Source organism: Aeromonas taiwanensis (assembly GCF_000820165.1).
GTDB classification, from domain to species: domain Bacteria; phylum Pseudomonadota; class Gammaproteobacteria; order Enterobacterales; family Aeromonadaceae; genus Aeromonas; species Aeromonas taiwanensis.
Map to the genome: position 1 here is coordinate 34,643 of NZ_CDDD01000004.1, position 19,204 is coordinate 53,846.

19 protein-coding genes and 1 pseudogene are annotated in these 19,204 nt (G+C 61.8%); 13 read left to right on the top strand and 7 right to left on the bottom strand.

Annotated elements, in window-relative coordinates; all coding sequences use genetic code 11:
* The first annotated feature begins 3 nt into the window (after positions 1-3).
* The 7 genes from BN1136_RS00680 to nqrM are packed head-to-tail and all read left to right on the top strand — an operon-like array spanning position 4 to position 5,754.
* Entirely contained in the window at positions 4-1,233 is a 1,230-nt protein-coding gene (locus BN1136_RS00680) for an NADH:ubiquinone reductase (Na(+)-transporting) subunit B (protein WP_043758631.1), read from the top strand.
* Entirely contained in the window at positions 1,223-2,011 is a 789-nt protein-coding gene (locus BN1136_RS00685; protein ID WP_043758633.1) for a Na(+)-translocating NADH-quinone reductase subunit C, read from the top strand. The genes BN1136_RS00680 and BN1136_RS00685 overlap by 11 nt, the downstream gene beginning before the upstream one ends.
* Positions 2,004-2,636, top strand: coding sequence for an NADH:ubiquinone reductase (Na(+)-transporting) subunit D (locus BN1136_RS00690; RefSeq protein ID WP_005303545.1), 633 nt, complete (start codon positions 2,004-2,006; stop codon positions 2,634-2,636). Before BN1136_RS00685 ends, BN1136_RS00690 begins: the two co-directional genes overlap by 8 nt.
* Before the next feature lie 3 nt (positions 2,637-2,639).
* A complete protein-coding gene (gene nqrE, locus BN1136_RS00695) occupies positions 2,640-3,236 on the top strand; it encodes an NADH:ubiquinone reductase (Na(+)-transporting) subunit E (RefSeq protein ID WP_005303538.1) in 597 nt (198 codons plus the stop codon).
* Positions 3,237-3,253: 17 nt separating this feature from the next.
* Positions 3,254-4,477 carry an NADH:ubiquinone reductase (Na(+)-transporting) subunit F gene (gene nqrF / locus BN1136_RS00700; RefSeq protein WP_005330715.1) on the top strand — a complete coding sequence of 408 codons (1,224 nt, stop codon included), beginning with the start codon at positions 3,254-3,256 and terminating at the stop codon, positions 4,475-4,477.
* Between the two features lie 3 nt (positions 4,478-4,480).
* Positions 4,481-5,518 carry an FAD:protein FMN transferase gene (locus BN1136_RS00705; RefSeq protein WP_043758640.1) on the top strand — a complete coding sequence of 346 codons (1,038 nt, stop codon included), beginning with the start codon at positions 4,481-4,483 and terminating at the stop codon, positions 5,516-5,518.
* An 11-nt stretch (positions 5,519-5,529) separates the two neighbouring features.
* Positions 5,530-5,754, top strand: coding sequence for a (Na+)-NQR maturation NqrM (gene nqrM, locus BN1136_RS00710; RefSeq protein ID WP_043758642.1), 225 nt, complete (start codon positions 5,530-5,532; stop codon positions 5,752-5,754).
* A 74-nt stretch (positions 5,755-5,828) separates the two neighbouring features.
* Here the strand turns inward: nqrM and BN1136_RS00715 are convergent, their stop codons facing one another.
* On the bottom strand, positions 5,829-6,041 hold the full coding sequence (locus BN1136_RS00715) for a hypothetical protein (RefSeq protein WP_043758644.1): 213 nt from the start codon (positions 6,039-6,041) through the stop codon (positions 5,829-5,831).
* Between the two features lie 190 nt (positions 6,042-6,231).
* Here BN1136_RS00715 and dinB point away from each other — a divergent pair, with 190 nt between their 5' ends.
* The 6 genes from dinB (at position 6,232) to rlmM (ending at position 12,873) form a co-directional block, all read left to right on the top strand.
* Positions 6,232-7,284 (top strand): DNA polymerase IV, encoded by a 1,053-nt coding sequence (gene dinB / locus BN1136_RS00720; protein ID WP_043758646.1) that lies wholly within the window; start codon positions 6,232-6,234, stop codon positions 7,282-7,284.
* Between the two features lie 67 nt (positions 7,285-7,351).
* Positions 7,352-9,487 carry a methyl-accepting chemotaxis protein gene (locus tag BN1136_RS00725; RefSeq protein ID WP_043807904.1) on the top strand — a complete coding sequence of 712 codons (2,136 nt, stop codon included), beginning with the start codon at positions 7,352-7,354 and terminating at the stop codon, positions 9,485-9,487.
* A gap of 282 nt (positions 9,488-9,769) precedes the next feature.
* Positions 9,770-10,690: a transcriptional regulator GcvA gene (locus tag BN1136_RS00730; protein ID WP_029313926.1), complete on the top strand. Its 921-nt coding sequence runs from the start codon at positions 9,770-9,772 to the stop codon at positions 10,688-10,690.
* A gap of 30 nt (positions 10,691-10,720) precedes the next feature.
* The gene (locus BN1136_RS00735; protein ID WP_043758653.1) at positions 10,721-11,356 is read left to right on the top strand and encodes an alpha/beta fold hydrolase; all 636 of its coding nucleotides are present in this window, start codon (positions 10,721-10,723) and stop codon (positions 11,354-11,356) included.
* Between the two features lie 43 nt (positions 11,357-11,399).
* The gene (locus BN1136_RS00740; protein ID WP_043758655.1) at positions 11,400-11,786 is read left to right on the top strand and encodes a DUF423 domain-containing protein; all 387 of its coding nucleotides are present in this window, start codon (positions 11,400-11,402) and stop codon (positions 11,784-11,786) included.
* Positions 11,779-12,873, top strand: a complete 1,095-nt coding sequence (rlmM, locus tag BN1136_RS00745) for a 23S rRNA (cytidine(2498)-2'-O)-methyltransferase RlmM (RefSeq protein WP_043807905.1) — start codon at positions 11,779-11,781, stop codon at positions 12,871-12,873. Before BN1136_RS00740 ends, rlmM begins: the two co-directional genes overlap by 8 nt.
* A 66-nt stretch (positions 12,874-12,939) precedes the next feature.
* On the opposite strand, the gene BN1136_RS00750 is transcribed toward rlmM, so the two are convergent.
* From BN1136_RS00750 to BN1136_RS00775, 6 genes and pseudogenes are all read right to left on the bottom strand, one after another.
* Positions 12,940-13,383: a hypothetical protein gene (locus BN1136_RS00750; RefSeq protein WP_043807907.1), complete on the bottom strand. Its 444-nt coding sequence runs from the start codon at positions 13,381-13,383 to the stop codon at positions 12,940-12,942.
* A gap of 119 nt (positions 13,384-13,502) precedes the next feature.
* On the bottom strand, positions 13,503-14,510 hold the full coding sequence (locus tag BN1136_RS00755; RefSeq protein WP_043758670.1) for an isocitrate dehydrogenase: 1,008 nt from the start codon (positions 14,508-14,510) through the stop codon (positions 13,503-13,505).
* Between the two features lie 143 nt (positions 14,511-14,653).
* Positions 14,654-15,463, bottom strand: a complete 810-nt coding sequence (gene xni / locus BN1136_RS00760) for a flap endonuclease Xni (protein WP_043758671.1) — start codon at positions 15,461-15,463, stop codon at positions 14,654-14,656.
* Between the two features lie 124 nt (positions 15,464-15,587).
* Positions 15,588-16,943, bottom strand: coding sequence for a nucleotide 5'-monophosphate nucleosidase PpnN (ppnN, locus tag BN1136_RS00765; protein ID WP_043758673.1), 1,356 nt, complete (start codon positions 16,941-16,943; stop codon positions 15,588-15,590).
* Between the two features lie 156 nt (positions 16,944-17,099).
* Positions 17,100-18,701 (bottom strand): GGDEF domain-containing protein, encoded by a 1,602-nt coding sequence (locus tag BN1136_RS00770; RefSeq protein ID WP_043807909.1) that lies wholly within the window; start codon positions 18,699-18,701, stop codon positions 17,100-17,102.
* Positions 18,702-18,786: 85 nt separating this feature from the next.
* Positions 18,787-19,204 (bottom strand): annotated as a pseudogene (locus BN1136_RS00775) (hypothetical protein); the annotation flags it as partial.

The window sequence follows — 19,204 nt, forward strand, 5'->3', positions numbered from 1 at the left end:
GCGATGAGTTTCAAGCAACTTCTTGAAAATATGGAACATCACTTCGAGCCGGGTGGCAAGTACGCCAAGTACTATGCCCTGTTCGAAGCGGCGTACACCCTGTTTTATACCCCGGGTTCCGTGACCCGCAATGCTGCCCACGTCCGTGACGCCATCGATCTGAAGCGCATGATGATCATGGTATGGCTGGCCGTGTTCCCGGCCATGTTCTGGGGCATGTACAACGTCGGCAACCAGTCCATCGCCGCCATCGCCCACCTGGGCAGCGCGGCCGGTGCCGATTCGTGGCAATACGCCCTGGCCACCCTGCTGGGTGCCTCCCTGGATCCGGCCGTGGCCGGTGTCGGCAGCAAGATGCTGATCGGTGCGGCGCACTTCTTCCCGATCTACATCACCGTCTTCATCGTCGGTGGTTTCTGGGAAGTGCTGTTCGCCATGGTGCGCAAGCACGAGATCAACGAAGGCTTCTTCGTGACCTCCATCCTGTTCGCCCTGATCGTGCCGCCCGAGCTGCCCCTGTGGCAAGCTGCCCTGGGTATCACCTTCGGCGTGGTGCTGGCCAAGGAAGTGTTCGGTGGTACCGGCAAGAACTTCCTGAACCCGGCGCTGGCGGGTCGTGCTTTCCTGTTCTTCGCCTACCCGGGTCAGATCTCCGGTGATGCGGTCTGGGTTGCCGTCGACGGCTTCTCAGGCGCAACCGCGCTGAGCCAGTGGGCACAGGGCGGCCAGATGGCGCTGATCAACGGTGCCACCGGTGAAGCCATCAGCTGGATGGACGCCTTCCTCGGCAACCTGCCGGGCTCCATCGGCGAAGTCTCCACCCTGATGATCCTCATCGGTGCGGCCATGATCGTCTACATGCGTATCGCCTCCTGGCGCATCATCGCCGGCGTGATGGTGGGCATGGTTGCGACTTCCCTGCTGTTCAACGTCATCGGTTCCGACACCAACCCCATGTTCAACATGCCGTGGCACTGGCACCTGGTGCTGGGTGGCTTCGCCTTCGGTATGGCCTTCATGGCAACCGATCCGGTCTCCGCTGCCTTCACCAACAAGGGCAAGTGGTGGTATGGCGCCCTCATCGGCGTGATGGTCGTGCTGATCCGGGTCGTGAACCCCGCTTTCCCGGAAGGCATGATGCTGGCCATTCTGTTTGCCAACCTGTTTGCCCCCTTGTTTGACCATTTCGTGGCGCAGGCGAACATCAAGCGGAGGATCGCACGTGGCGTTTAATAAAGACTCTACTACCGGCACCCTCGCCGTAGTGACCGGTCTGTGTCTGGTCTGCTCCATCGTGGTCTCCGTGGCCGCCGTGGGTCTGCGTCCGGCCCAGCTGGAAAACAAGGCGCTGGACAAGCAAAGCAACATCCTGTCCGTCGCCGGCGTCGACGTCAGCACCGTGGCCAAGCGTGACCTGGCCAAGCTGTATGGCGACAAGATTGAAGCGCGTCTGGTGGATCTGGCCACCGGTGAGTTCGTTGACGGCGACGCCGACAACTTCGACACCAAGGTCGCCGCCAAGGATCCTGCCCAGAACATTCGTCTGGCTCAGGCCGACGACAAGGCAGGCCTGCGCCAGATCTCCAAGCTGGTCCCCGTGTTCTTCGCGAAAGATGCCGAGGGCAAGGTCGACAACATCATCCTGCCGATCTACGGCCAGGGTCTGTGGTCCACCATGTACGCCTTCGTGGCGGTCGCGGCCGACGGCCAGACCATCAAGGGCATCACCTACTACGATCACGGTGAAACCCCGGGTCTGGGTGGCGAGATCGAGAACCCGGCCTGGCGCGAGCTGTTCGTCGGCAAGAAGCTGTTCGACCAGAGCGGTCAGCCTGCGCTGCGGGTGATCAAGGGTCATGCTCCGGCTGGCTCCGAGCATGAAATCGACGGCCTGTCTGGCGCAACCCTGACCGGTAATGGTGTACAGCACACCTTCGACTTCTGGATGGGCCCCAAGGGCTTCGGTCCCTTCCTGGCCAAGGTACGTGCAGGAGAAATCAACAATGGCTGACAAGAGCGAAATGAAGAAGTTGCTGTTGACGCCTGTGCTCGGCAACAACCCCATCGCACTGCAGGTGCTGGGTGTCTGTTCCGCGCTGGCCGTTACCAGCCAGATGAAGACGGCGTTCGTGATGACGCTGGCCGTTACCGCGGTCACCGCCTTCTCCAACCTGTTCATCTCCCTGATCCGCAACCAGATCCCGAACAGCGTGCGGATCATCGCCCAGATGGCGGTGATTGCCTCGCTGGTTATCGTGGTTGACCAGGTGCTCAAGGCGTATGCCTACGACATCTCCAAGCAGCTGTCGGTGTTCGTCGGCCTCATCATCACCAACTGTATCGTGATGGGCCGTGCCGAAGCCTACGCCATGAAGAGTGCCCCGCTGCCCTCCTTCCTGGACGGTATCGGCAATGGTCTGGGTTATGGCGCCGTGCTGCTGACCGTGGCCACCGTGCGTGAAATCCTGGGCTCCGGCACCTGGTTCGGCATCGAGCTGCTGCCGCTGGTGAACAATGGTGGCTGGTATGTGCCGAACGGCCTGCTGCTGCTGCCGCCGAGTGCGTTCTTCATCATTGGTCTGATCATCTGGGGCGTGCGCACCAAGGATCCCAAGCAGGTGGAGGCGAAGGATTAAGGTATGGAACACTATATCAGTCTGTTGATTCGCTCGATCTTCATCGAGAACCTGGCGCTCTCCTTCTTCCTGGGGATGTGTACCTTCCTGGCGGTGTCCAAGAAGGTCAAGACCGCCATGGGCCTGGGGATTGCCGTTATCGTGGTTCAGACCGTGGCCGTCCCGGCCAACAACCTGATCTACAACTACGTGCTCAAAGACGGTGCCCTGGTCTCCGGCCTGGATCTTAGCTTCCTGAGCTTCATCACCTTCATCGGGGTGATTGCGGCCCTGGTGCAGATCCTGGAGATGGCGCTGGACAAGTACTTCCCGGCCCTCTACAACGCCCTCGGTATCTTCCTGCCGCTCATCACCGTGAACTGCGCCATCTTCGGTGGCGTCTCCTTCATGGTGCAGCGTGACTACAACTTCGTTGAGTCCGTGGTGTATGGCGTGGGTTCGGGTGCAGGCTGGATGCTGGCCATCGTTGCGATGGCAGGGATCCGCGAGAAGATGAAGTACTCCGATGTTCCGGAAGGCCTGCGCGGCCTCGGCATCACCTTCATCACCGCGGGTCTGATGGCGCTGGGCTTCATGTCCTTCTCTGGTATTTCCCTGTAATCGGAAAGGAAATATAGATGGAAATTATTCTGGGTGTGGTCATGTTCACCGTGATCCTGCTGGCCTTGGTGGCAGTCATTCTGTTCGCCAAGTCCAAGCTGGTGACCGCCGGTGACGTGACAATCAGCATCAACGGCGACCCGGCCAAGGCTGTGACCAGCCCGGCGGGTGGCAAGCTGCTCGGCGTGCTCGCCGGCAGCGGTATCTTCGTCTCCTCCGCCTGCGGCGGCGGCGGCTCCTGTGGTCAGTGCAAGGTGCGCGTGAAAGCCGGCGGCGGCGACATCCTGCCGACCGAACTGGATCACATCAGCAAGGGCGAAGCCCGTCACGGCGAGCGTCTGGCTTGCCAGGTAACCGTCCGTTCCGACATGGACATCGAGCTGCCGGAAGAGATCTTCGGCGTGAAGAAGTGGGACTGTACCGTCATTTCCAATGACAACAAGGCCACCTTCATCAAGGAGCTCAAGCTGCAGATCCCCGATGGCGAGAGCGTGCCGTTCCGCGCCGGTGGTTATATCCAGATCGAAGCCCCTGCCCACCACGTGCAGTACAAGAACTTCGATATTCCCGAGGAGTATCGCGGTGACTGGGATCGCTTCAAGATCTTCGAGCTGGAGTCCAAGGTCAACGAGCCGATCATCCGTGCCTACTCCATGGCGAACTATCCGGAAGAGTTCGGCATCATCATGCTGAACGTGCGGATCGCGACCCCGCCGCCCAGCAACTGGACTGCCCCTCCCGGCCAGATGTCTTCCTACATCTTCAGCCTGAAGGCGGGTGACAAGGTGACCATCTCCGGTCCGTTCGGCGAGTTCTTCGCCAAGGACACGGACGCCGAAATGGTGTTCATCGGCGGTGGTGCGGGCATGGCGCCGATGCGCTCCCACATCTTCGACCAGCTGCGCCGTCTGAAGACCAAGCGCAAGATGAGCTTCTGGTACGGTGCCCGTTCCAAGCGCGAGATGTTCTATGTCGAAGACTTCGACATGCTGGCCGCCGAGAACGACAACTTCCAGTGGCACGTCGCCCTGTCCGATCCGCAACCGGAAGACAACTGGGATGGCTACACCGGCTTCATCCACAACGTGCTGTTCGAGAACTACCTCAAGAACCACGAGGCGCCGGAAGATTGCGAGTTCTACATGTGCGGGCCTCCCGTGATGAACGCCGCCGTCATCAACATGCTGAAAAACCTCGGCGTTGAAGACGAGAACATCCTGCTGGATGACTTCGGTGGTTAATCCATGCACAGCGTTGTAAAGACCTGGCTAGCCTTCGGGCTAGCCTTTTTCTTGACTGGGTGCGGTCAGGAAACGGTCCAATCCAAGCCGGAGATCCACATCACCGGCAGCACCATGGGTACCTACTACTCCATCAAGGTGGCGGATGACGCCGTCCAGGATGGGGCCAAGCTGCAGGCCGAAGTCGATGTGCTGCTGGAGCGGGTCAACGATCAGATGTCGACCTACAGGCCCGACTCCGAGCTGTCGCGTTTCAACCAGCACAAGGATTCGACCCCTGTGGTGGTCTCCCGCGATACCGCGCGAGTGGTGACCGAGGCCATTCACATTGGCCGCGAGAGCCGGGGGGCGCTGGACGTCACCGTCGGTCCCCTGGTCAATCTGTGGGGCTTTGGGCCGGACGCAAAACCGACCAAGGTACCGAGCGACGAGCTGATCGCCCAGACCCGGCAGAAAACGGGCCTTGGCAATCTGCATGTGATAACCTCTGTCGACGCCGATACCCTGCAAAAGGACATCCCGGATCTCTACGTGGATCTCTCCGCCATTGCCAAGGGGTTCGGAGTGGACAAGGTGGCCGAGTACCTGGAGTCCCAGGGGGCCCGCAACTATCTGGTGGAGATCGGCGGCGAGCTGCGGATCAACGGCGTCAACGGCAAGGGGCATCCCTGGCGCGTGGCCATCGAGAAGCCCACCGCCAATGCCGGCACTGTGCAGGAAGTGATAGTCCCGGGTGACAACGGCGTGGCCACCTCGGGGGACTATCGCAACTACTACGAGCTGGATGGCAAGCGCTTCTCCCACACCATGGATCCGCTGACGGGCAAGCCCATCACCCACCGCCTGGTGTCGGTGACCGTCATCCACCCCTCCTGCATGACCGCAGACGGGCTGGCGACCGTGTTCATGGTCATGGGCACGGAGAAGAGCCTGGCCTATGCCAAGGAGCGGGGATTGGCTATCTTCACCATCACCAAGACGGACGACGGTTTTGAAGAGGCGTATTCGGATGCCTTCAAACCTTATCTGGTCAAGAAGTAAGGGGTAACGACATGCAGATCTTTCTGATCACCTTCGGGGTGTTTCTGATGGTCGTGGTGGCCATGGCCATCGGCTACATCTTCCAGCGCAAATCCATCTCCGGATCCTGCGGGGGCCTCGGCACCATAGGCATCGAAAAGGAGTGCGATTGCCCTGAGCCTTGCGACAACCGCAAGAAGAAGATGGCCAAGGAAGAGGCCCGTCGCAAGATGCTGGTGGATAACCGCATCATCTGACGGCACGCATCTGCCCCGGCAGGAACATCCCGTGCAAGCGAGCCGACCTCAGGTCGGCTCGCTTTTTATGGCGTTCAGTAATCGTATTGACCGCACGCCTTCTTCTTGAACTCCGCCTTCCTCTTCGCCAGCTCCTCCCTGGTGCCCAGTTCATCTCCCTGCCTGATGGCGGTTTCCAGTATCTCGATGCGCTCGTACAACCAGCTGCACTCGGCCGTCGGGTGATCCTTGGCCATGGTCGCCAGCGGCAACAGCAGCAGGCAGAGCCCCGCCCGGATGATGCTCATGCTCTCCTCCTTGAGTCTCGTGTGGATGTGGCCCTGAGAGTCTATGCCGCTGCGTCCGCTCGCAGACTGGTAGAAATGACAGGGCTGGGGTAGCATGAACCAACAAACTGGTTATCCATACAGTGGTGTCGCCGGCAGGCCGCCCCGCCCGTGGCCATATGGCCGGCATCGACACGACAACAGACCCGACATGCGAAAGATCATTCACATCGACATGGACTGCTTCTTCGCCGCGGTGGAGATGCGGGACAACCCGGCCCTGCGGGACGTGCCGCTCGCCATCGGCGGCGCCGCCGATCGGCGCGGCGTCATCTCGACCTGCAACTATGTGGCGCGCCGTTTCGGGGTGCGATCCGCCATGCCGAGCGCCTTGGCCAGGAAGCTCTGCCCCCCGCTGGTGCTGATCCCCGGGCGGATGGCCGTCTACAAGGAGACTTCCCGCCAGCTGCAAGCCATCTTCCGGCGCTACACCGAGCAGGTGGAGCCGCTCTCCCTCGATGAGGCCTACCTCGATGTGACGATGAGCCCCCACTGCGGCGGCAGCGCCACCCTGATGGCGACGGAGATCCGCGCCGCGATCAACGCCGAACTGGGGTTGACCGCCTCGGCCGGGGTGGCCCCGAACAAGTTCCTGGCCAAGCTCGCCTCGGAGCAGCGCAAGCCGGACGGCCTGTTCGTGATACGGCCCCGGGAGGTGGACGAGTTCGTGCGCCAGCTCCCCCTCGGCAAGCTGCCCGGGGTCGGTCGCAAGACGGCGGATCGACTGGAGTCCCTCGGGCTCTACTCCTGCGAGGATGCGCGCCAGCTCGGCAACGAGGAGCTGATCGCCCGTTTCGGCAAGCTCGGGGAGATGCTGGCCGGCCGCATCTGGGGCCACGACGAGCAGCCGGTGCAGGCACAGCGGGTGCGCAAGACCATAGGCGTGGAGACCACGCTCGCCAGCGACGTGCTGGACGAGGCGACCTGCTGGGAGGTACTGAGCCGGCTCATCCCCGAGCTGGAGCTGCGCTTTGCCAAGGCCTGCCCGGCGGAGATGCTGATGGGGCAGGGGATCAAGCTCAAGTTTGCCGACTTTCATCAGACCACCGTCTACCGCAAGGGCAGCTATCAGGCCGTCCGCTTCCACGATCTGTTGCACGAGGGGTTGCAACGGGCTCAAGGAAAACCCATCCGTCTGCTGGGTCTGGTGGTCGGTCTGCCCGGGACCGGGGAAATTAATCAACTGAGCCTGGATCTGAGTTGATTTAGTTAAGTTTTTGTATCCAAAACCGATACAGTGTTCACCTCCGTAAACGATAGGAAATCGTGGCATGAGTTCTCTTTCCGTTCAGGGGCGGATCACCCTGATTGCCGGTTGCTGCCTCCTGGCCAGTGCCGCCGCACTGGTTGCCTCCTCTCTCTTCAACGCAGCCCGCATGCAGGAGCAGGTGCTCACCTCCACCACCCTTGAGGGACAACACGCGGCAGAAAACTGGATGCAGGCCATAGGCGCCACCCAGGCGGCCAGGGTGACCAGCTACCTCGACGAGGCCTACTTCAGGGCCAGCCTCTTGGCGGAGAGCATACTGTTCCAGCGCAAGAACGCGGCAGACAACTTCGTTCACTCCGAGGCGCTGCGCAATGCGGTGAACCAGCAGCTGCAGGATGCGGCAGAGTCGTCGACCAACCTGCTCGGCGTCTATGCGGTGTTCGAGCCGAACCAGCTCGACGGGGAGGATGACAACTACCAGGGATCGACGGCGCTCGGGGCCAACGACAAGGGGCGTTTCTCCAGCTATTGGGCCAGGGTCGATGGCAAGGTGACCCTGGAGGTGATGGACGAGGCGATGCTGGCCGACGACAAGCCATCCGAGCACGGCAGCCCGAACAACGAGTGGTACGGTTGCAGCGTGCGCAGCAAGGCGCTCTGCCTGCTGGAACCCTATGTGGATGATGTGGGCAACCAGCAGGTGCTGATGACGTCGGTGACCGTCCCCATGCTGGAGGAGGGGAACCTGCTCGGCATGGTCGGGGTGGACATCTCTCTCGCCACGTTGCAGAGCCTGGTGGAGGAGATGGACAAGACGCTCTATCAGGGGCAGGGCAAGGTACTCCTGCTCAGCAGCGAGGGGCGGGTGGCCGGCGTGCAGGGCTTCAAGGTCGAGCTCGGTAACCTGCTGGAGCAGCAGAACCTGGCGCAGGATCTCAAAGGCTGGCTCGCCAGGGGGGAGGTGGCGACTCGCTGGAGCCCGGACGGTGCCCTGCTGCAGACGTTCGTGCCGGTGAGCATGCGCGGCACTGAGCGCAAGTGGGGCATCTACGTCGAGTTGCCCCGCGCCGTGGTGCTGGCGTCGGCCCTGCAACTGCAAGGGGAGCTTGAGGATCAGTCCCAGCGCAGCGTGGCCACCCAGCTCCTGATTGGTGGGGGGATCTCGGCCTTCGCCCTGCTCTGCATCTGGCTGATGGCGCAGCGCATCGTTGCACCGATCCGCACCGTGGTCGCCCGCCTCAAGGACATCGCCAGCGGCGAGGGGGATCTGACCCAGCGCATCGTGCTGCAACGGGATGACGAGATAGGCGAGCTCGCCAAGTGGTTCAACAACTTCCTGGACAAGCTGCAATCCACCATCAGCCAGGTGATCGACACCGTGTCCGGCACCCGGGCCAGTGCCGTCCTGGCGGCCCAGGGGGCTGAGCGAACCAGCGCCGGCATGCAGTCCCAGTATCAGGAAGTGGACCTGGTGGCGACGGCGTTCGAGGAGCTGAGCGCCACCGCCCTGCAGGTGGCCGGCAACGCCAATTCGGCGGTGAGTGCGGCCAACGAGGCGGACATGGCAGCACAGGAGGGGAAGGCCGTGGTGGCGCAGACGCAGGAGGCCATGTCGAAACTGATGACGGTGATCAGCGACGCAAAACCTGTGGTGGAACACCTGGCCGCCAACAGCGACAACATCAACGACATCCTGGTGGTGATCCAGGGGATCGCCGAGCAGACCAATCTGCTGGCACTCAACGCCGCCATCGAGGCGGCGCGGGCGGGTGAGCAGGGACGCGGCTTCGCCGTGGTGGCGGACGAGGTGCGCAACCTGGCGGGCCGCACCCAGAACGCCATCGTCGAGATCCAGAGCCTCATCGGTCAGCTGCAGTCGGGGACGGAGGCGGTGGTGAAGGCGATCCTGACCGGCCACAGCCAGGCGGATGTGACCCTCACCAAGGTGGAGCAGTCAGTCAGCGTGCTGGAGCAGATCATCCAGGCGGTCGGCACCATTCACCAGATGAACGAGCAGATTGCGAGGGCCGCGCAGGAGCAGAGCGGGGTGGCGGACGAGATCAACCGCAACGTCAGCAATATCCGCGACGTGAGCCACACCATCAGGGCGGAGGCGGCCACCTCCGCCGACAACGGACGGGAGCTGTCGCAGCTGGCGGACAAACAGCAGCAGCTGGTGGGGCAGTTCCGGGTGTAGACATAAGAAAAAAGGCGCCATCCAAGGGGAGGCGCCAAACACATTCAGATGACAGACTGGGTTAAATCGCACTGATTTAGCCCTTCTTCCCGCAGAGGAAGAAACACAACACCACAATCTTTGTCGACTCACTCACAAAAACCACATGTAAACCAACATGGAAGAAAAGGTGTGAGCCATATGACAACGAATTGCAGGGCGAATTATGTTTATTCACTGGTCGACCCGCAACCGACAATTTATAATGCGCCCCATTAGAAAAATTCATCGTCGGCCGATTCCATGTCTCGTCGTTTACCCCCGCTCAATGCCCTGAAAGCGTTTGAAGCCGCGGCTCGTCACTTGAGCTTTACCCGTGCAGCAGAAGAGCTGTTCGTGACCCAGGCCGCCATCAGCCACCAGATCAAGGCGCTGGAAGAGTACCTCGGCATCAAGCTGTTTCGCCGCAAGAACCGCTCCCTGCTGCTGACCGAGGAGGGGCAGAGCTACTTCCTCGACATCAAGGACATCTTCGCCTCCATCTCGGAGGCGACCGACAAGCTGCTGGCCCGCAGCGCCAAGGGGGCGCTCACCGTCTCCCTGCAGCCGAGTTTCGCCATCCAGTGGCTGGTGCCCAGGCTGGTGAAATTCAGCGAGCGCCACCCCGATATCGACGTGCGGATCAAGGCGGTGGACATGGACGAGGGGTCGCTGACCGACGACGTGGACGTGGCCATCTACTACGGCCGTGGCAACTGGCCGGGCCTGCGCTCGGACAAGCTGCACACCGAATACCTGATCCCGGTTTGCTCGCCCTTGCTGCTGACGGGCCCCAAGCCGCTGCGCACCCCGGACGATCTGACCCGCCACACCCTGTTGCACGACACCTCCCGACGCGACTGGAAGGCCTGGTTCCGCCAGCTCGACATCGATGCCCCCAATGTCAACCAGGGGCCCATCTTCAGCCACTCCACCATGGTGATCCAGGCGGCGATCCACGGTCAGGGGGTGGCGCTGGGTCACAGCGTGCTGGCCCAGCCCGAGATCGAGGCCGGGCGCCTCATCTGCCCATTCGAGCAGGTGCTGGTGAGCAAGAACGCCTTCTATCTGGTGTGCCAGGAGCAGCAGTCCGATCAGGGCAAGATAGTGGCCTTCCGCGACTGGATGCTGGAGCTGGTGGAGCAGGAGGAGGCCCGCCGCCGGGCCCGTCTCGCGGATGCCTGACGGGCAACGCCATTGTCGAGGGAGAATTGGATGAGTGACCTGACAAGAGAGGGGGCGAGCGACGCCCCCGTTCGCATTCTGCTGGCCCACGGCGCGGGAGCGGGCATGGAGCACGCCTTTCTCGCCGAGCTGTCGCGCCTGCTGGCGGGGCCGGACATCGAGGTAGTGCGTTTCAATTTCCCCTACATGAGCAAGCGGGCACAGGATGGCAAGCGCCGTCCGCCGGACCGGCAGCCCGTGCTGCTCGCGCACTGGCGCGAGATGGTGCGGGAGTTTGCCCATCCCAGGCTGTTTCTGGCGGGCAAATCCATGGGGGGGCGGATGGCGGCCGAGCTGTTTCAGGACGGGGACGGCGAGATGAATGCTGCAGGATTGATCGTTCTCGGGTATCCTTTCCACCCCCCGGCCAAGCCCGAGCGCTGGCGAGGGGAGGTGCTCAAGCAGATCACGACGCCCACCCTGCTGCTGCAGGGGGAGCGCGATACCTTCGGTTCTCGCGCCGAACTGGCCGATTTCCCCTTCTCACCCGCCGTATCGGTCCACTGGCTGACCGATGGGGATCATGGCTTCAAGCCGAGGAAGGCGAGCGGCCTGAGTGAGCAGGAAAACCTGCGTCTGGCCGCAGAGCGGATCAAGGGCTTTGTCGCGGCGACGGGCCACTCCTGATGCAAGCTGGCGAGTCGCGGTGAGAAGAGAGCAAGGAGAGAGGATGCAGATCCATCGACATTGGCTGGTGCTGGCGGGCTTCTTCGGCCTGACGGCCACCATGCTGGGGGCCTATGGCGCCCACGGACTGGCGGCGACCGGTATCGCCCCCGCGCTGCTGGCGGCGTTCAATACCGCCGTGCAGTATCAGTTTTTCCACGCCCTGGCCCTGTTGGTGCTGGGGTGGTGCGGCGTGCGCAGCAAGGTGATTACCTTCGCGGGCACTGCCTTTGTGCTGGGGATCCTGGGGTTCTCCGGCAGTATTTATGCCATGGTGCTGCTTGGCAGCAAGGGGCTGGGGCTTATCACCCCGGCCGGTGGCCTCTGTTTTATGTTGGGATGGGCAGCCCTGATCTGGGCTGGCTGTCGTCTTGGAGGAAAAAATGAATAATCTGCTGCTTTATTGCCGCCCGGGTTTTGAGAAAGAGGCGGCGGCAGAGATCACCGAGCGCGCCAGCAACATGCAGTGCTACGGTTTTGCCCGGGTCAAGGACGACAGCGGTTATGTGCTCTTCGAACTGTATGACGAGGAGCAGGCCGACCTGCTCGCTCGCAAGCTGCCGTTCCGGGAGCTCATCTTCATCCGCCAGATGCTGGTGGTGACCTGCGAGCTGAAGGATCTCGATCTCTCGGATCGCGTCACTCCCATTCTGGAGGCGGCCCGGGACTACGCCATCTGCGGCGATCTGCGGGTGGAGACGGCCGATACCAACGAGGCGAAGGAGCTCTCCGCCTTCTGTCGCAAGTTCACCGTGCCGCTGCGTCAGGCGCTGCGCAGTAACGAGATCCTGACCAAGAAGGAGACGCCGCATCGCCCGGTGTTCCACGCCTTCTTCCTGGCCAATGATCATGTGATGCTGGGTTACTCCTACTCCTTCAACAACTCCGCGTTCCACATGGGGATCCCGCGTCTGCGCTTCCCGGCGGACGCCCCGAGCCGCTCCAGCCTCAAGCTGGAAGAGGCCTTCTATGTCTTCGTGCCGCGGGAAGAGTGGGACTTGCGCCTCTGCTCCGGCCTGAAGGCGGTGGATCTCGGGGCTTGCCCCGGCGGCTGGACCTATCAGCTGGTGCGCCGCGGCATGATGGTGACCGCCGTGGACAACGGTATGATGGCCCAGTCCCTGATGGATACCGGCCAGGTCAAGCACATCCGTGACGACGGCTTCGTCTGGCGGCCGAGCAAGAAGAACACCTACTGGCTGGTGTGCGACATGGTGGACAAGCCGGCTCGGGTGACCCACATGATCGCCGACTGGTTCCGGGAGAACGACTGCCAGGAGGCCATGTTCAACCTCAAGCTGCCGATGAAGAAGCGTTACGCCGAGGCGGTGCACAACATCGAGGTGCTGCGGGAGATGCTCAGGGAGATCGACAACAGCTTCGTGATCCAGGCCAAGCAGCTCTACCATGACCGCGAAGAGATCACGGTGCACGTCTTCAACAAGTACTGGGTCTCCAAGCTGACGCCCAAGGCCTGATGTTGCGAATGTGCTCCTGAACAAAAAAACCGGACGGCAACGTCCGGTTTTTTGTGGGCGATGCCCTCAGAAGCGGTAGTCAAAGCGCATCATGGACTCGTCATCGGTGATCTTGACCTCGATCTGGAGGGGAATGGTCTTGTCGGTGGGATTGAACTGCATCTTGACGCCATCGCCCCGCAACTTGACCGAGGTATTGATGCCACCGGCATTGAACTTGATCCTGGGTCTTTGCTTCTCGAAGGAGAGGCTGACGCTCTTCTCGGCGGTCAGGTTCAACTTCTGGTAGGCGCTGATCTGCTTGCCGCCATTGCTGTCGGTGATGATGTCCACGCCCAGGGAGAGCGGCTTGGGCGTCTTGAGCAGATCGTTGGTATCCAGGGTGGACTGCCAGGTCTGCTTGGCCGGTTGTTCATGCTGGGGTGGCGGTGTCAGCCAGGCGTTCTCGATGGGCCTGTCTAATGCCAGGGTACTGCTGCTGACGATCAGCAAGATGAAAGTAGCACGCATAGTGGATCTCCTTATCCCTCCTAAGAACATAGTATTCATCTGGCGAGGGAGGAAGGCGGATCCGGCATAAAACAAAGGGAGCCGAAGCTCCCTTTTTAAATCAATTGGTTAGACCTGTTTTACAGACGTTCTATGATGGCCAGGGTAAATTCGCTGGTGGACGCGGAGCCCCCTAGATCCCGGGTCACCCGATCACCGGATTCGATGGTCGCGCGGACCGCCTCGCGAATGCGCTCGGCCTTGTCCTGCATGCCCAGGTACTCCAGCATCTGGATGGAGGCGAGGATCACCGAGGTGGGGTTGGCGATGTTCTTGCCGGCGATGTCCGGTGCAGAGCCGTGCACCGCTTCGAAGATGGCGGCGCCATCCCCGATGTTGGCACCCGGGGCCATGCCCAGACCGCCTACCAGGCCGGCGCACAGATCCGAGAGGATGTCGCCGAACAGGTTGGTGGTGACCATCACATCGAAGCGCTCCGGGTACATCACCAGATTCATGCAGGCGGCGTCGACGATCATCTCTTCGCTCTGGATGTCCGGGTAGCGGGCCGCGATCTCGCGAGCCACTTCCAGGAACAGGCCTGAGGTGGATTTGAGGATGTTGGCCTTGTGGATGATGGTGACCTTCTTGCGTCCCTCCTGGCGGGCCAGCTCGAAGGCGAAGGTGACGATGCGTGCAGCCCCTTCCCGGGTGATGATGCTCATCGCCTCGGCGCTCTGGTTGTCGTCGCTGCGCTTTTGTCCGGCACCGGAGTACATCCCTTCGGTGTTCTCGCGCACCGTGATGATGTCGATGTTCTCGTAGCGGCTCTTGGTGCCCTTGAAGGAAAGCACGGGGCGCACGTTGGCGTAGAGGTTGAACTTCTTGCGCAGGGATACGTTGATGGAGGTGAAGCCGCCGCCGACCGGGGTGGTGAGCGGGCCCTTCAGGCTGACCTTGTTCTTCTCAATCAGGTCCAGCGTGGCCTGGGGCAGCAGCTCGCCGTGCTTCTCCAGCGCCACCAGACCGGCGTCGGCATATTCGTATTCGAAATCACAACCGGCGTGGGTCAGGATCTGGATGGCGGATTCGATGATGCTGGGGCCTATGCCGTCGCCCGGGATGACGGTAATTTTTCTTTTTGACATGAGACGTATCCACTTCTAGGGAACAGAGGGAGAGGATTCGGCGGATTTATACCATTTTTGCATCACTTCCTCCATGTTTCTTTACATATATCCCATTTATGTCAACAGGTACGGCCTCCCACTGTGCCATGGCGTGCTGGGGATCACGCCTGTGCACCGGCGTCGGGCGGATAGCGGATCTCCTTGAGGTTGAACCCAAGAGGAATGTCACGCTGCAGTTGCACCAGCCGCCGGGCCAGCAGGGCCTCTTCCTTGTGCTGGCGCAACCTGAGCAGGGGCCTGGCGGCATCCTCCTGCTCGCAGGCGGTCAGCATGGCGGCCAGGTCCCCGTATTGCAGCAACAGCTGGGTGGCAGTCTTGGGGCCTATGCCCGGCACGCCCCTGATGTTGGAACCGCCGATGCCGGTCAGGGCCCAGAAGTCCACGAGCTGCGCCGGGGCGACGCCGTACTGCTGCTGCACGAAGGCGGCGTCCAGCCAGCGCTTGTTGAAGTAGTCGCGGATCCGGATCTGCGGGCAGATGAGCTGGCAGAAGCCCTTGTCGGTGGAGATGATGGTCGCCCTGCCCCCATGCTGGGCAAGGCCGCTGGCCAGGGTGGCGACAAGATCGTCCGCCTCGTCGGTCTGGGAGAGCAGGGCATCGACGCCACACTCCCAGAAGGCATCCTGCAGATCGGCCAGCCCCTCTCTCAGCTCGTCCGGCATGGGCGTACGCCCCTCCTTGTAGGCCGGATAGACCTCCTTGCGCCAGCTGTGCACATCGCAGCCATTCTCTCCGTCAAAGACTGCGATGGCGTGGGTCGGCTCGCTGCTGGCCAGCAGCTTTCTGGTGGTGTTGATGAGGTTGGCGCGGGTGGCGATCAGAGCCTGGGCCGGAGTCAGCCCTTGCTGGTTCTGCACCGCGTGCAGGCGGCGGATGAGGTTGAGGGCATCGATGATGAGCAGGTGTGGCATGGGGCATTCTCGGGCGTCGGGGGGGCTCATTGTAACAAGGGATGGATGCCATGCTAACCCTGCTGGGAGGAAGGGGCGGACATGAAAAAGGGGCCTTGCGGCCCCTTCTTCATCCGGTGACGTCTCACTTCACGATTTCGTAGCAGGGGATGTACTGGCTGCCCGGCAGCTTCATGCGCTGCTGCTTGACGAAGCTCTCCAGCAACCTGTCCATCAGGTGCATCAGCTCCTTGTCGCCGTGCAGTTTGAAGGGGCCCTTCTTCTCGATGGCCCGGATGCCCCCTTCCTTGACGTTGCCGGCGACGATGCCGGAGAAGGCGCGGCGCAGGTTGGCCGCCAGCAACTGGGGCGGCTGGTTACGGTGCAGATCCAGGCTGGCCATGCTGGCGTGATCCGGCTCGAACGGCAGCTGGAACTCCGGTTCGATGCGCAGGGACCAGTTGAAGGAGTAGGCATCCCCCACCGACTTGCGGTATTCGCGGATCTTCGGCATCGCTTCCTTCATCACGCGGGCCACCTCGGGGGCATCGCCGATGATGATGCGGTAGAGGCTGGTGGCCGCTTCCCCCAGGGTCGCCTTGACGAAGTCATCGATGGCACGGAAGTAGTCCGCGCTCTCCTTCGGGCCGGTCAGCACGATGGGGATGGGTTGGCGATCGTTGGCCGGGTGCATCATGATGCCGAGCAGATAAAGCAGCTCCTCGGCGGTGCCGACCCCACCCGGGAAGATGATGATGCCGTGGCCCAGGCGCACGAAGGCTTCCAGCCGCTTCTCGATGTCAGGCAGGATGACCAGTTCATTGACGATGGGGTTCGGCGGCTCGGCAGCGATGATGGAGGGTTCGGTGAGGCCGATGTAGCGGCCATTGCGCACCCGCTGCTTGGCGTGGCCGACGGCAGCCCCCTTCATGGGGCCCTCCATGGCGCCCGGACCGCAGCCGGTACAGATGTTCAGCTCGCGCAGCCCCAGCTCGCTCCCCACCGCCCGGGTGTACTGGTATTCCACCTCGTTGATGGAGTGGCCGCCCCAGCAGACCACCAGGTTGGGGTCGGCGCCGGGCAGGATTGCCTTGGCGTTGCGCAGGATGGCGAACACCACGTTGGAGATGTGGGTGGAGCTGGTCAGGTTGACCAGGCGGTTTGATTCCAGCTGGGTCGACACATAGAGGATGTCCCGCAGCACGGAGAAGAGGTGCTCCTGGATGCCGCGGATGATCTCGCCGTCGACGAAGGCATGCTCGGGGGCGTTGAACAGCTCTAGCTTGACCCCGCGCTCGCGCCGGATCACGTGAATATCGAAGGACTTGAAGCGCTCCAGTATCTCTTTGGAGCTGTCGGTGTGGCTGCCGGAGTTGAGCACCGCCAGCGAGCAGTTGCGAAACAGTTGATAGATATCGCTGGAGGCGGTCTGCTTGAGGCGATCCACCTCGAGCTGGGACAGCAGGTCCATGCTGCCCACTGGATTGATATGTGTAATCATAATTCCCCTTTCACTCGCTTGTTATCGTTGTGCTTTCCCTGGGGAGAAAACGGGATGCCTGGGCATCCCTCTTTTCGATAGTAGAGGCAAGGGGGTGGGCAGGGGAATAGGGGACAAGTGCGTTTGCCGGTTTTTTAGCCTCAGTTAAGCCCGGATTCAGGCGAGATTGACCTGATCCCGACCCGAGTGCTTGGAGCTGTAGAGCGCCTTGTCGGCACGCTCGAATGCGTCCGTGGTATGGTCGCCGGTGCGAAACAGGGTGGCACCGATGGAGATGGTGATCTCGACCCTGGCATCGCGGAAGCGGAACGGAATGCTCTTGACGGTCTGGCGCAGGTTCTCCAGGGGCTTCTGGTACTTGTCCGGATTGATGTTCGGCAGCAACACCACGAACTCCTCCCCCCCGAAGCGGGCGATGAAGTCGGTATCCCGCAGGGCGTTCTGCAGCGCCTTGGCGACCACCTTCAATGCCTTGTCGCCGGCCATGTGGCCATAGTTGTCGTTGATGTTCTTGAAGTGGTCGATGTCGATGATGGCCAGGCACAGCGGGGTGCCGTAGCGCAGCCATCGCTTGTATTCGAGCTCGAGCCGCTCGTCGAGGGCCGCCCGGTTGTGCACCTGGGTCAGGCTGTCGAGGAACAGCTTGTGCTTTTGAATGGTGAGCCGCTTCTTGTATTCGGCCGTCTCTTCCTTCATGAGGCGCAACTTGGCCTCCATGTTGGAGAGGTGGGTGAGCAGGTGGCGCTCGCGGTGGCTCATCTCGTCGCGCTCCTGCTGCAGGCGACGGATGGTGTTCAGGTGGCCGGAGATGGCTCCCTTGAGCGTCTGTGGCGAGTCGTGCTCGGCCATGGTGCGATCGATGGCGGTGAGCTCCCGCTCCAGCGCCTGACCGCTCAGGTGGGAGGCATTTTGCAGCGCACGGCCCTCGTCCAGGGACTCGGTAAAGTTGAAGTGGACCGCGGAGAGGCTCTCGTTCAGGGTGCTGAGAAACGCCTGGGAGGCTTTGCGCTCCTCCCGGGTGCCTTCGATGATGAGTTCGATGATCTGCAGGCAGACCTCGGCCAGCAGGGCAGGGCTGATCCCCCCGAGCAACTGGCGGCGAATGTCGGCCAGGCTCTCGCCCACGGCCCCGGCGAAATCCAGCTCGGTGATGAGGCGCTGCAATTCATCGGAGATCTGGGCATGGGCCTTGATGTCGAAGGAGTCGGCAGGCGCCGGGCTGGAGAGCTCGGTGGTCATCTCCGGGGACGGCGGGATCAGCGGCTGGCGCGGCAGCAGCTGGATCTTGATGGCCTGCTGGTAGAACTCCAGCAGCCGGATCACCTTCTTCTGGTGATCGCCGATGCCATAACACTCGGGACTGGCGAGAAACTCCTTGAGGGAGCGCCGGGTCTCTTCCGGAAACCCCTTGATGGCCTTGAGCTGCTTGCTGCCCAGATCGATGGCGGTCCGGGTCAGGCTGATGGACTCTTCCATGGTATGGCTGTGCTGCTGCAACAGCTTTTCGATGGTGGCGAGTTCGGCATCTATGGTGGTGAGCGGGGGATTGCCATCCAGCTTCTGCTTGAGCTTGGCGAGGCGGTTGTCCAGCTCGCGATCGTGGCCACGGCAGGCCTGCATCAGCTTGGCGATGAACTGGATGCTCCGGGCGCGCTCGGCGTCGGAGAACGTGGCCATGCCATCGAGCTCCTGCTGTTTCTGCTGGAGGGATTCCCTGAGTCTTGCCAGTTGTCCTGTTACGGCAGCCATATCATTCATTGTTCAGGTCGCCCTGTCGTCATTATCGTTTTTGTGTCGTCCAGCAACAGTAAGCCAATGAAAGACCCCGTTGAGTACCTTGTTGTCACGGATTGTCCGGCGCTTTCGTCCGTGAAAGGGCAAGCCAGTTAACCCATTGCTTTTCATGAGAAGAATTTACTTTTACCAGTCCCTTGTCAATTGCCATCAAGCAGCATTGCCACACATCTCCATTAAAAAATGCGGCCTGCTGGCAATCGATGGCGGCCAGCTCCAGCCAGACACTTTGCTGGTATTTTTCGCTGAGCTGCATGGCCCCCGACAGCGCCAGGTAGCAGAGGTCGAACAGGCCGTGGTGATCGAGGGCGGTGGCGGCCTTGGGCAGGAAAGGATGGCTGACGATGCCGAGGCTGATGCGCCTGTCCAGCGGGTGCTCGCAGGGGAAGGCGGCCAGGGTCTCCAGCAGCTCCTGTGCCAGCTGGTGCAGTTGGGTCACGTGGCGCTGGGGCACCACATAGAGGAGG